The 12,643-nt window shown below is 59.6% G+C and carries 12 protein-coding genes; 5 read left to right on the forward strand and 7 right to left on the reverse strand.

Features of this window, described 5'->3' with window-relative positions; translation table 11 throughout:
- The first annotated feature begins 66 nt into the window (after window positions 1-66).
- Both ACPYOD_RS18230 and ACPYOD_RS18235 read left to right on the forward strand, forming a co-directional pair.
- Window positions 67-537 carry an SEL1-like repeat protein gene (locus ACPYOD_RS18230; protein ID WP_481303118.1) on the forward strand — a complete coding sequence of 157 codons (471 nt, stop codon included), beginning with the start codon at window positions 67-69 and terminating at the stop codon, window positions 535-537.
- Window positions 538-588: 51 nt separating this feature from the next.
- Window positions 589-1,152, forward strand: coding sequence for a hypothetical protein (locus ACPYOD_RS18235; RefSeq protein ID WP_481303119.1), 564 nt, complete (start codon window positions 589-591; stop codon window positions 1,150-1,152).
- A gap of 107 nt (window positions 1,153-1,259) precedes the next feature.
- On the opposite strand, the gene ACPYOD_RS18240 is transcribed toward ACPYOD_RS18235, so the two are convergent.
- Window positions 1,260-2,735 carry an FAD-dependent oxidoreductase gene (locus ACPYOD_RS18240; RefSeq protein WP_481303120.1) on the reverse strand — a complete coding sequence of 492 codons (1,476 nt, stop codon included), beginning with the start codon at window positions 2,733-2,735 and terminating at the stop codon, window positions 1,260-1,262.
- A 49-nt stretch (window positions 2,736-2,784) separates the two neighbouring features.
- On the opposite strand from ACPYOD_RS18240, the gene ACPYOD_RS18245 reads away from it, so the two are divergent.
- Window positions 2,785-3,270, forward strand: coding sequence for a MarR family winged helix-turn-helix transcriptional regulator (locus ACPYOD_RS18245; protein WP_481303121.1), 486 nt, complete (start codon window positions 2,785-2,787; stop codon window positions 3,268-3,270).
- 78 nt (window positions 3,271-3,348) lie between these two features.
- Here the strand turns inward: ACPYOD_RS18245 and ACPYOD_RS18250 are convergent, their stop codons facing one another.
- On the reverse strand, window positions 3,349-4,491 hold the full coding sequence (locus tag ACPYOD_RS18250) for a M23 family metallopeptidase (RefSeq protein WP_481303122.1): 1,143 nt from the start codon (window positions 4,489-4,491) through the stop codon (window positions 3,349-3,351).
- 801 nt (window positions 4,492-5,292) lie between these two features.
- Here ACPYOD_RS18250 and ACPYOD_RS18255 point away from each other — a divergent pair.
- Complete coding sequence (locus ACPYOD_RS18255) at window positions 5,293-5,706, forward strand: hypothetical protein (protein ID WP_481303123.1); 414 nt, start codon at window positions 5,293-5,295, stop codon at window positions 5,704-5,706.
- Between the two features lie 425 nt (window positions 5,707-6,131).
- Here the strand turns inward: ACPYOD_RS18255 and ACPYOD_RS18260 are convergent, their stop codons facing one another.
- Both ACPYOD_RS18260 and ACPYOD_RS18265 read right to left on the reverse strand, forming a co-directional pair.
- Window positions 6,132-6,815 carry a glutathione S-transferase family protein gene (locus ACPYOD_RS18260; protein WP_481303124.1) on the reverse strand — a complete coding sequence of 228 codons (684 nt, stop codon included), beginning with the start codon at window positions 6,813-6,815 and terminating at the stop codon, window positions 6,132-6,134.
- Between the two features lie 179 nt (window positions 6,816-6,994).
- Entirely contained in the window at window positions 6,995-7,804 is an 810-nt protein-coding gene (locus tag ACPYOD_RS18265) for an SDR family oxidoreductase (protein WP_481303125.1), read from the reverse strand.
- A 52-nt stretch (window positions 7,805-7,856) separates the two neighbouring features.
- Here ACPYOD_RS18265 and ACPYOD_RS18270 point away from each other — a divergent pair, with 52 nt between their 5' ends.
- Window positions 7,857-8,783, forward strand: coding sequence for a LysR family transcriptional regulator (locus ACPYOD_RS18270; protein ID WP_481303126.1), 927 nt, complete (start codon window positions 7,857-7,859; stop codon window positions 8,781-8,783).
- 180 nt (window positions 8,784-8,963) lie between these two features.
- Here the strand turns inward: ACPYOD_RS18270 and ACPYOD_RS18275 are convergent, their stop codons facing one another.
- The 3 genes from ACPYOD_RS18275 to ACPYOD_RS18285 form a co-directional block, all read right to left on the reverse strand.
- On the reverse strand, window positions 8,964-9,854 hold the full coding sequence (locus ACPYOD_RS18275; RefSeq protein ID WP_481303127.1) for a hypothetical protein: 891 nt from the start codon (window positions 9,852-9,854) through the stop codon (window positions 8,964-8,966).
- 508 nt (window positions 9,855-10,362) lie between these two features.
- The gene (locus ACPYOD_RS18280) at window positions 10,363-11,808 is read right to left on the reverse strand and encodes a hypothetical protein (protein ID WP_481303128.1); all 1,446 of its coding nucleotides are present in this window, start codon (window positions 11,806-11,808) and stop codon (window positions 10,363-10,365) included.
- Window positions 11,786-12,643: hypothetical protein (locus tag ACPYOD_RS18285; protein ID WP_481303129.1), on the reverse strand; the 858-nt coding region annotated here is incomplete at its 5' end. The genes ACPYOD_RS18285 and ACPYOD_RS18280, both read right to left, overlap by 23 nt.

A 12,643-nucleotide genomic window follows, 5' to 3' on the forward strand; every position in this document is an offset into this window, starting at 1 on the left:
AGATGTGTATAAGAGACAGGTGCAGGTACGCTTATCGAGTTCAGTCCATGAATCAGGGAGATTCCATTGAAGCCCAATTTATTGTGTGTGGCATTGCTGGCATGGGCGGCGTGTTCGGGTGCAGCAGTGGCGCATGGGGCGAGTGACGAGCCTATCAACCTTAACCAGAGCCTGGTCCTGACCGATAAGCAGAGAGTGACGCTCGAGGACCAGGCTGCACGTGGCTCGGGTGAAGCTGCGTTAAAGGTCGCCCTGTTCTATGGCTTCGTGGCCCTTAATCCGGTGGAGGAGCGCCGTTGGACGCAGATAGCTGCCGAGAACGGGAACGCTGCATCCCAATACAACCTCTACCATGACCTCATTGACAGCGGGTCGGCGTTTGATCGCACACGGGCTATCTTCTGGTTGCGCAAAGCGGCATCAGCAGATGCTGAGGCGGAAAAGGAACTTGATCGTATCGAACACGGGAAGGGCAGGAACGATAGGAATAGCGCGAGCCCGCAGGCCTCGGGACTCGGTGCCGATGTGCGCATCTGAATCCCGTCCGGCCCGGGAGGTGCGAATGGCGTTGCATGGGGGGGTACACTGATGAAACTCAAATACTTGCTTGCGTTCTTTTTTACCGCCGTTAGCAAACTTGCTGTGGCTGGAAACGCGCAGGGCATCGACTGCTTAGACAAATTACCTCGCGACCTGGCGGAGAGGTTGGCTGTCAGTGAGCCGGGGTTGTCACTGCCGGCCAAGCGCGACCTTGATCCCGCGAGTGTCAATCACGACATGACGGCGGGAGGGGATGGTTGTTATGTGGTTGCCAAAGGCTTTTTTTATGGAGGGCGAAGAGATGCATTCGCTTTCGTTTTAGTGGCTAAGAACGGGCATCCCGATCTCGCCGCTGCATCGAAACAGAAGAGCGGATGGTTGATTCAGCACCTGCCTACCTTTTGCGACGACATTAGATTCTGCTATGTAAAGCGAGAAGGCCCCGGCGCCTACGCTCGAAGCAATGCGCTAGATACACCGCCTACTCGGAAGTTCGAGCGCGAGGAAATAAAGTCAGACCATGACGTGGTGGTTTCTGGACGCTTGGAGTCTACCGGGGTCACCTACGCGAATAAGTCTGGAAATTGGTTCTACGTCTGGACATCGGATTGATTTAGCCATCCTGTCGTTAGCGTTGGAAGCTCGGCTTGCAGATATGTTTCCGGATGGGAACGACAATCACATGACATCGGTAGCAACATCATCCGCTACCGATGCTCCTAATTGCAGTAACAGTCCAGATGCTCTTGAAGCGCGGCCATTTGATCCCTGGCAAAAACGCCAGCCAGATAGCCATCGGGCCTGACCAGCGCGGACGCACCTTCTTCGAGACCGTAGAACTGGGCGAACTGGCCCGACCGATCTTCGATCTCCATGCCGGGTCCGATACTGTGAATGTGCAGTCCAGCACGCGGTGCGAGACTTATGGAACCATTGACCAGTAAGGTCCAATGCGTGCCCTTGAACAGGTTGAATAGACGCGTTGGACTGCCACCCGCACCCTGTACGGTGGCGTCTGGCGCACGAGCGCCTGGCGCAAGCTTGCTGGCAGTGGGGTGTCCCAAGAAGGACAGTGGCGAAGTGGGATAGCCGATATCCAATTGCTGGACCTCACGGGTCCGCCTGTTGTCACCGCTCTTGAAGCCCGCGAGCAGGCGTGTGGACAGGTCGAGCACATCCGCGGCCAAAGGGCGGCGTTCGGCTTCGTAAGTCTCCAGGAGCGCCTTGGGTGCACCGTCCAGCACGGCCGCCAACTTCCAGCCCAGGTTGTAGGCGTCCTGCACGCTGGTGTTGAGACCTTGCCCTCCGGTGGGAGGGTGAATATGAGCCGCATCACCAACCAGGAACACCGGGCCTTCCCGGTAACGATCGGCGAGCCTGGCGTTCATATTGTAGAGGGACGACCAAATAACCGACTGGACCGTAATGTCGGTGCGCTTCGTGTGCAGGGCAACGCGTTCGGTCAAAGCGTTCGCAGAGAGGTCGATGTCGCCGTCCAACGAAACAGGCGCCTGTATCTGGAACAGGCTAGTGCCCGCGAGCGGACAGATGGCCATGGGGCCTGCGTCCCCTCCGTCAAACTGGTGCCATACATTGCGCGACAGGCCGTCCAACACGACATCGGCCACAATCGCGCGTACGCCTAAGGTCTTCCCCGGAAAGCCAATTCCCAAGGCATTGCGCACAAAGCTGCGCCCGCCGTCGGCTCCCACCAGGTAGTGGGCGTGGACGGTCTTTTCGCCTCCCGGGGTGGCGAGCACGGCTTCGATCCCATCGGCGCCGACCGCCATTCGGATCAGTTCGACACCGAACTCCGGTGCATGCCCCAATTCGGCCAGGCGCTCGCGCATCACCGCCTCGGTCTTGAACTGCGGGACCATCAGCGGCAGGGGATAGGGCTCGGCAGGCGTAGGGTTGATAGCGCTGGTTACTTCCTGGTCCACATAGCTGCCATCGACCGCGTACTTGCGGACAGTGGGGTAAATCCCGCCAGCCGCCGTGGCGCGGTCCAGGATGCCAAGGTCTTCGAAGATCTCTTGGGTGCGCGGTTGGATCCCCCTGCCGCGCGAGCCGTGGAAGGGGGAGGGAAGTTTTTCGATAAGGACAAAACTTACTCCACGCCTTGCCAGGTCAATAGCCAGGGTCAGGCCGGCAGCACCGGCGCCGCAAATCACGACGTCAATCGAATCACGCATGGTTCAGCCTCCAAACAATGTGTAATATGCACATATCAGGAGGCAGCTTATGGCCGCAAAAAAGAAAGTGCAAGATACACATATCTCGGCTCAGCTAAAGGATCTCCATCGATCCTTGATCTCGATCGTGAGCGTGATGAACCGTCCCCGGAACGACGAGCGATTGATCGCCGAAGCCGGGGTGCAGCTGGATCAAGCGCTCTTTCGTCTTCTGGTGGTGATCGAGCGAGTGGGGCCGATTGGGGTAGTGGAACTGGCAGATCGCCTGGGCAGGGACTACACGACCATCAGCCGCCAAGTCGCCAAGCTGGAGCGCATGGGGCTGGTGATCCGCCTTCAGAACTCCGAAGACCGCCGGATGCGCGAGGCGGTGGTCTCTCCCCAAGGCAAGGCCGTGACCGACCAGCTCGACCAGGCCCGTGAGCGCTTGGCAAAGGGAATCCTCCGAGATTGGGCTCCGGAAGACATCGCGAAGCTGGTGCATTTGATGCGCAGGTTTGCGGAGGACTTGGAGCAGGGGCCAGGGGCTGGTTAGAACTTCTTTCTCCGTCCAATGGCAATGCAGTCCGGTGCCGGGCTAGCCGCTCCACTCTGTCCCTTGGGATGGTGCACTTCAGAATTGAACCACGTCGTTGACGTCGGGCCATTCGTTCTGGCGGACCGAAACCTCGTCACTGGGCACGGGTGTCCAGGCCGTTCCGAGTCTCGAGATGTCCTGATAGCGCCCCAATCGACGGAAGCGCCGGATTTCGAAAGGAACACTTTCAGCGTCGAGAGTCGAATTGGAATCGGCCACATGGAAGTGCAAGTGAGGTCCGGTGGATTCACCAGAGAAACCGAGAGATCCAATGACGTCGCCGGTGCGGACCTTGTCGCCGACAGCCACCCGGATACTGCCTTTCCGGAGATGCTCATAGAAGGCGAAACGCCCGTCGGGTAGCTTTAGAGAGACATAGTTGCCGGCGTCCTCCGCCGGCAAGTGCGTCGTGTGCGGCAGAATGTGTGCTGGCTCGTCCATGCCGTCGCGCACGGCCGCGACGGTGGCATCAGCGACTGCCAGGACGTCAGCGCCATAACCATACGTTTCGGCGGTGATATCGGGGTCGCCGACGGTAGTGCGCCCTTTTTCGTCGACTTTGACCCAGTCGACGGCAAAGCGGCCGGGAAGTCGGGCATGGCCGGCAACCGTATAGAACACCCGTCGATGCCCACGCGGCCAAGCCGAGTTGTGGATGGCGACCCACGGCCCTCCGCGTAATGGAGGGTCGATCACCGATGGCACTTCATCGCTCAGTGGAACGGCATCGCCCAGGAGGGTGTGGTTAGTGGCAGCGCCAGCCACCGTGTAGCCGATGCGGTGCTGAATCGAACCTCCGGCAATGCGTGTCGGTACGGTGAAATCCAGGAATACCACGGCGTGCTGGCCGGGTTCGACCCGGGCCGCATCGCCTTTATTCCGTGGTGCAGCGCCGAGGATGGCGATATCGTCGGCCAACGTCTTTCCAGAAAGGTCGGCGAGTACATGACCATCCTGTCCGTCGAGTACCGTGACGCGGGTGATTTCGAGTTGGTCATTGGAAAAATTGGTGAGATGGACTTCGTAACTGATCTGCCGCCGACCGTCGACTTGAACCGAAATAGGGCGTATTGGTACAGCCAGATCGAAGCCGTTGCGAACGGCAGTCTCTTGCGCATGTGCGTGAGGACTTATAAGGCTGGAAGCGATGAGGATGAGCATGATCATTGAGCGGATCACGGAATTGTTCCTTTTGGCCCGATGGGAAGATATCGAGTACGGCGACTTGCCGAGCGCGCCTATGGTTCCGCTTGGACTGTACATCCGCGAGCCCGGATTCCGCCCCATGACGCATGGCCCATGCCGCCTAGTGGTGGAAAAACGGCACGCCGGCCCGATCCAAACATTGGGGTAACCATCCAAAGCGGACATACTCTGCGAACCGACGAAATTGCCAACCATTCCAAGGATGATGTCGATATCGCCGGTTGATGACTCGCGTCGCTTCAATCCGTTGGGCTACTGATCATGTCCAAAAGAAAGTCAGTTGCGTTCTTCTCCCTCATCGCGCTAGTGCATTTCGCGCTGACGGTTTCGCTTCTAGTGAGTGGGCTTTACTGCGGCATGCAGGCGAGCTGCGCGAATTCCGTGAGCGATGTTGCCGCTGAGGTTCTGGCATTTCCGCTGAACCTCGTGTCTCTGGGCCTCGGGGGGCTAGGGATTGACGTCGACGAGGTTGTGCGGCGATATCTCGGAGGCGAGATTGTGGTGCTCTATCTCCTGAACTCACTCCTTGCTGCAGTAATCATCTGGTTTGGAGTCGTCAACTCACTCCATTGTCGCAAACTCCAACGCCACCATCGCTCTGCATAGCTGATCGAGCGGAGGCTGATTGAGCGTCGATCACTGGCGAGAGCGACTCTCTTATCGTCGATGGAAGGATCCAGGTGAGCTTGCTCGAGGGAACAATGAGTCGGGATGAATAAAGAGGAATCGAGAAGTTCATCAACGCAAACAAGCTGCCTTGGATGCACAACACCCGTGAACAAATTCCTTGCCTCTATCGCCACTTCACTTCTGCTAGCCGCCGGATGCGCTCCGGCGGCGGAGAGGTTGCCGTCGATTTCGGACCTCAATGCCCATCGCGAGGATCATGATGGCGAACGCATGACGTTACGCGGATACCTCGTGTTGGGGGAGGAGCAGCAGTACATCGTGTCCGATCCCAAGTCCTACACGCTGTGGTCGCGCGATTCGAATTGCCTGAGCCTCTTGAATGCGGGCATTGCTATCGAGGACGAGAAGCGATTCAACGGCAAGCTGGTTGAAGTGACGGGGGTGTTTCGGAAGAGCCTCACGGGGATCATCACCTTGTCGGCGTGCGGGGACAGTGCGATCGATATCGGAAGCGATCCTGGTAAAAACATCGTGATCCTCGACCAGGATCGGGGGTAGCCGCTGATGAGGACGGTGAGGTACGACTTGGAATGTGGGCAAGACTCAAAATTATCAGGTAGATACCGGCTCTTCGGCAGAAATGCTTCGCGGCCTTAAGGCCGTGCTTCCAACGCGTACACATTGTTAACGGCGTCTGTAACTCAGAGGTGCCGTACCGAGCGTGGTGATCGCTTTTGAAGATACCGCCACCGAGAAAGCCTGTGGAGCGGCCGCGCCGCGCCGGCGGTTAAGCCGCTGGAACGTACACTTGCGAGTGAAATGCCGCCAACATTGGGCAAGTGTGTCGGCACCGCACGCTGAGGTTACCCGGAGCGGGCGATTAGGGTTGGTTATCGGGGGTAGGCTGGGTGTTCTTCAAGGTGCGTGCCGCCCTCTGAACCTTAGAGACGCTCGTGTACCTCATCAGGAACGGCTGCGCTTCGCTACCGCTTGGACGGAGTGACAGCGATGAGTGCCCCTTGCTTGCGAAGATGCGTCAGGAAAAGATCGGCATAGTCTTCGACAACGGCGTCTCTGACGCTGGGGCGCGCCGCAAGCACCTTGCGCCAGGATGAAATACGCGGAAAGCCATCGAAGATCTGTTCCGCCACCGCCGGATCAATGATCCCGAAGTAACGAAAGAGCGGAGCGTAAACAGCATCGACCATGCCAAAGGACGCACCGGCAAAAAATGGCCCTGCGCCTAGTTCTGCCTCCAGCTTGCCGAGACGGTCGCAGAAGGTGACGCGCTTGGCGTCGGCGGTCGCAGAGTCGCGAGCGTGGAGGAACTGCCAGCCTTCAGCAAAGGTCTGGGTGGCGAACTCGATCCATGCGCGGTGCCGGGCGCGAGGCAGCGCATCAACGGGGTACATCGGCGCGCCAGGTTGCGTTTCATTGAGGTACTCGCAGATAACCACGCTTTCGAAGAGGATAGCGTCCTCCGCGTTAGCTTGAGGCACCTTGAGCACCGGAACCCTGCCGGTTGGCGAAAGTGCCAGGAACCAGTCTGGCTTCGCCGACAGATCGACGTCTATCCGGTCGAATTCAACGCCCTTCTCAAGAAGAATGATCGCGGCGCGCTGGACGAAGGGGCACAGCGGATGGCTGATCAGGGTAAGTGCGGTCATAGCGATGGGAAGCTCTGGATGGTCTATGAAGGGGGAGGCCGTGGCACGCAGATGTTTCCGCGTGCCATCGTTTCCTTACTGGACTGGAGGGCCTGTCGTTCGGCGCCGAAGCAAGCCTTCAGCGCCTTGTTGCCTCAGCCCGAGCCACGGTGCTTTCGCCGAGCTCCTGGACTGCGCGCTTAGCCATTCAGCAGGCGACCGCCGTCAACGACGATTTCTGAGCCCACCGTCCAGCGTGACTCGTCGGAAGCCAGATACAGCACGGCTTTGGCCACCTCGTCAGCCGTACCGAAGCGCCCAAGCGGAATGCTCGCCGCAATCTCTTTGTTGACCTGCTCGCGGTACGCGTCCGGAATCCCGAGCTTGTCGTATAGAGGCGTCTCGATCGGTCCAGGGCTGACTGCGTTGACACGGATGCCGCGCCCCAGCAATTCAGTCGAAAGCGTCTTCGACATGCTCAGGAATGCAGCCTTCGTGGCCCCATACACGGACGAGCGGTCTGCGCCCGCATGTGCGCTGACTGAGGTAGTGAGTACGACGGAGGCGGGATTCGCGAAGACCGGGAGCAGAGCCTGTAGCAGGAAGTAGGGGCCTTTGACGTTAATGTCGAACGAGCGATCAAACATCTCTTCCGTCCATTCCTCGATCGGCAGCCAGACAGATACGCCGGCATTGAGGAAGGCAACGTCCAGTTGGCCGTATCGGTCCTTGATGGTTTGTGCCAGTTCCTTTTGCGCAGCAACGTTGGCCGAGTCAGCGCGCAGCACCGGAACCTCGGGACCCAGTTCGGCTTGGGCCTTTGCAATCGAATCGGGATGGACGCCCGTGACGATGACACGAGCGCCTTCCGCCAGAAACTGTTTTGCGGTCTCCAGCCCGATGCCACTGGTCCCGCCGGTGATGAGAGTGCGTTTACCTTGCAAGCGCGCCATAGAGTTCTCCAGTGAATGACGACCGACGTGGTCGACAAGGAGAAATGCTGCGCTCATGCTCCATGATAGATAAGAGAAGGCGAATGTATATAATTCATGCAACTAAGGCATGAATAAGGGTGGCGGCATGGACCGATTTCTTTTGATGAGGTGCTTCGCGCGCGCCGTAGAAACCGGAAGCTTCTCCGCGGCGGGGCGTGACTTGGGGCTGGGGCAACCCAACGTCAGTCGCTACGTGGCGGCGCTGGAAGATCACTTGCAGACGCGGTTGCTCCACCGATCCACGCGCAAGCTGTCTCTGACGCCGGAGGGCGAACGCTACTACGCGGACATTCGGCGAATTCTGGATGCGGTAGATGAATCCGAATCGTCCTTCAGGAACAACGTCGAACCATCGGGGCTCTTGCGTGTTGCCTGCCCGACAGCGCTCGCACACGCGTTTGTGTTACCGCACGTGCCGACTTTTTTAGAGCGGCACCCCCGATTGACGTTGGATCTTCAGCTCAACGATCGCTACGTGGACTTGGTGAACGAAGGGACCGAACTCGCCATTCGTATCGGACACCTAGAGGACAGCGCGCTGCGCGCCCGGCGTCTTGGATGGTATGACCGCGTCTTCGTGGCCAGTAGGGAGTACCTAGCCAGACGCGGAATTCCGCAGGCACCGGATGACCTCCGCGACCACGACTGCGTCGTCTATACCTTGTTGTCTTCCGGCGCGACTTGGCGCTTCCGGGACAAGGATATTCCGATCTCCGGTAGGTTCAGGGTGAACTCGCCTTATGCCGTAAGTGCCGCGGTCACGGCCGGCTTAGGGGTGGCTCATGGACCCGCCTGGCTGTTTGAGGAAGGGCTGAAAAGTGATCAATTGCAATTCATACTGACGGACCATGCGGCTCCGCCCGTCCCGGTGCAGTTCGTCTATGTGGCGAACCGACTGCTTCCCACGCGGGCAGTCGTGTTCATGGACTTCATAACTGACGTGTTTTCAAGGATTCCCGCCTTGAACGGCAACACCCCGTTGCCGACGTCGTAAGAGGCATGCCAACCGCATAGAACAGTCGAAAAAGGCTATGACGAATTAATAGATGTTATCAAAGGTACGAAAGACGGGACATTGACGACGATGTCTCCACGGAGCGCAGTTTCTCCTGGATTCTTTCCGACGAAGCGACGTCTTTCAGATTAGGACAATGCTACGCGCGGAACAACTGATTCAGTGCCTTTCGTTGCGCGTGTCGTCGCTCTCGAAGCGGGCTGTAAGCCGGAGCTTGTCGTCGTTCTTTTGAGCCAAGTGTATGCGGACGTCATCCCATTCGACCATCAGCCCGATCCATTCCTCAGTTCCGTCCACAGAGCGATGCGCGTGAAGACCAAGTGCCTTCCCATTGTTTTCCGCTCTGTAACGGTCAATGGCTGCCTCAACATCCCGACGCGCTTGCTCAATGAATGGCCTGACCAATACCCGCAACGCAACGTGCACAGAGCTGAGGCACTCGACGTAGTGTCGTACACCCTTGCGCAGGTCGACCTTAGAGGGCATCTCTTTGAGTACATTTTTCTTGAAATCGCCGGCTTCGATGAGCTCGTGTTTCATGCACTGAAACGTCAGAGCGTCGTGCAAACCTCCAGCGGAGGAGTAACCATGTGCTGGCATGCCCCTGTGCTGGGCATGGTTGCGCAGCGCTTCCATGAACCGATAGTCGAAGCTAGTATCGTACTCGACCGACAGTAACTTGCATGCCGCCGCTCCGAACCCTTGCTCCAGTCTCACGCCCTTGAAGTCCTGTTTGACTTGGTCGATGTAAGTGCGTGAAGCGGTCATGACGTTCATGAGGAGCCGGTTGCCCTCGAGAAGTGCCTTGGCGCCGGGCAGATAGGTCCGGTAGTCCATCCCGGCAACGGCTTCCAGGGACATGCGCGTCGCGCCAACCTCAAAGTCAAGATAATTGCCGAGGAGCAACTCGTACCTCTGCTCGAAGGCCAGCCCATCGATCAGAACCTTTCGTGCGGCGGCGAGCGCGTTGAACTCAACGTCAGTTATATGCACAACGGCGTGGGGATCGATGATCCGTTGTTCGAGCCTTGGCGATACGTCTTCCGTCACCTGTTAGGTCTCGCTCTGAGGGAGATTAAGAGAGTATCCGGGCGAGCGCGCTCCTGTCTTGCGTAGGACTTTGCGCGGTTCTGCGGAAAGTGGACGGACAAGCGACACGTCGCCGTTATGCTGCTGCGGGGGCTTCAATCAGTGGTGGTTAGACCGGGCCGCATTACCATGGACGCCAAGGGTTGAAGGGTGCGCGGGGTCAGTGCCGGGAAGCCATTGATAGGCTAATTCGAGCCGCTAGGAGCCCGGACCACATTCCGGTACACGCCGTTTTGCGGCCAAGCTTTGGCGGGGATCGGCGGTCCGCATCCTAGCGCTCCCGCTAGGCTAGATTTTTTCCATTAAAAATCAGCCGCTTGCAAAACTCCTTTTGAACTCCTCGATGGACACTTTCTGGGACAAGGTCCCTTATGCGCATCCCGCACTACCTGGATTAGCTCGTGTTATGGGGGGTAGGGCACGCGTCCGCTTTCGACCCGTAGCGGAATCGGAATCGCCGACGCGTCCCCTAGCGCGACAACGCGCTCGGCCGAGCCAGATCGCCCTGGATCACCAGTACGCAGATCGATACGGCGCCTTGGGCCTGGGTGCGGATGTCCAGCAGCGCCTCGGGTGGCACCGGCGCCGTCTTCTTATTGCTGCTGTCGAGGACGCACAAGATCGCCGTGCGCTTGGATTTGGCGATGGCATAGCTGGCGGTTTGGCCGAGGAACGGTTCGCACTGGTCGACAGAGCTGATCAGCGTGTCGACGACCTTGAGCTCGATCGGTATTCCGTGCAATGCCAGATCGGTGATGCCGCCGGCGGCATGGGCGTGCTCGTCCAGATCCGCGCCAATCAACGGATGGCGACGCAGCTCAGCGCGCACGTGCCGTTGAAACGCCGCTTCGTCCCACCGTCCCTTGAACTCGGCGTCCTGAACCGCGCGGCCGGCCAGATTGCAGAGCGCGGTGAGCACGAGCAGCGCATCGGCGGTTTCCGCTTGCGGCACGCCCGGCCGGCGACGCAGCGCTTCCCGAAGTGCGAACAGTGTCTGGTCCAGCCCCGGATAACCGCAGATCTGCAGCTTCGTCGCGTCGGCACCGTCCACGATCAGCGTGCGATGGCCTACGACGGCAACTGGCTGATCCCCGCGTTCCGGGATGAATTCGGCGGTGTACTTGAACTCGAAGGGGCGCGCGTGCATGCCTTGGGGTAGTAGTAAGGCGGCGCGACCACTCTGCCGCATCGTGTACGGCGCTTGGCCCTCGGGTTTTTCGAACCGGAAGCTGGGGAAGTCGTAAGTCGATTTCGGCTCCACGGAGATCGGCGTTAGCCGCAGCTCTCGCTTGTCTTGCGGCCAGCGCGAAACGCGCACTTCGATCTCCAGATCGTGAACTTCCCGAGCCGCCAACTGGTGTACTTCCGCAGCCGGTTGGCCATCGAAATGGAACTGCAAGAACGCCACGGTCAGGTCGACCAGCGGCTCTTCTTTCGCGGCCACCAGGTTTGTCTTGCCGGCCCAGTCCGGTTTTACCGGTTGGGTGAAGATTCCGATGGGCAGCGGCACGGTAGTGAGCGCCCGGGCGATGTCGGCGACTTGATCGGTCGATTCCAAGGTTGTCAGGCCTTCCGCGGCCGCGCGCAGATCCGCTGCGGCATCGCTGTGGCCGTAGTCAACCAACCATAGCCGGTGACGCTCACGGGCGCTGCGGAGGTACCGATCGGCATTCGGCTCGGCGTCGAGGACGGCCCGCCGCCAATGCGCCAGCATATCGACGATGCGCACGATGCTGCTGAAGGCGTTGTATGCCGTTGCGGCCGCCGCGCTCGACAAGGCCACCGACACCGAATCCAAGGCCACAGCCAGTGCCTTCAGATCGTGGGATGGGCACTGACCCCGGGCGATCGCCGCCAAAGCCTCCACGGCCTGCAGGCGCGGCTGCAAGGAGTCAGAAGAGAGGGAATTTTTCATCTTTCTTGAAAAGTTGCGCTAGCTCGACGTCGGCCTGCATCCATGCCTGACCAATTGCCAGGGCTTCTTCCAATTGGCCCTCGCTGATCAAATATTCGAAACGGACGCGGCGTTCGAGCTGCTGCGCCTGCAGCCGGCGCGCGCGCTCGCGTACGGTGTCACGGAAGGCGGCCACGTGCAACGTGGCCACCTGTGTCGCGCTAAGCCAGGCGCGATCGCGCGAGAGCAGCTCCACGAACGTGCTGCACAGCTGGGGGTTAGTCGGGTCGCTCGCCACCGCATCCAGGATTGCCTGGGTCTGCGGCGCACACGTGCCTAGGGGCAGGTCCGCCGCCAGCTCCAGCGCATGCTCGAGTTCGTAGTGTTCTCGGCAATGGCCGATCCAGCCCAAGACCAACGCCGCCCATCCGTCGAGGTGCTGAAACTGCCTGAGGAAGTAACGGTGTCCGCTACTCAGGAGCACCGACGGTTCCAGTTCTGCGACCAAGGCTAGCAGTACCTGGCCCTGCTCCTCGGGCATAGGGCCTTCGCCCCGGTACGACGTCACCTTCGCTTCGATGCACTCGAGCAGGAAATCGGGATCCTCACCTTGTCTATAGGCGATGATGAGGTTATCGAGGGCGGCGACCACGAGGCGGTGAAAGTGGGCCGGAAGCCGAAGTCGCCCCAGCGCCTGCACCGCGGCCTTGTGCACGACGACGTAGGGATCAAAGAGCATCAGGACCAGGCTGTCAGCGACCAAGTCCGGCAGATCAGAGAATCGCTGGCTGCCGATGTCCTTGAGTGCGTCGGCGGCCCCGGCGCGGCCCCCCCCCCCGGCGCCCCCCAAAGCGCC

Source organism: Luteibacter sp. HAY1-4A, assembly GCF_056755355.1.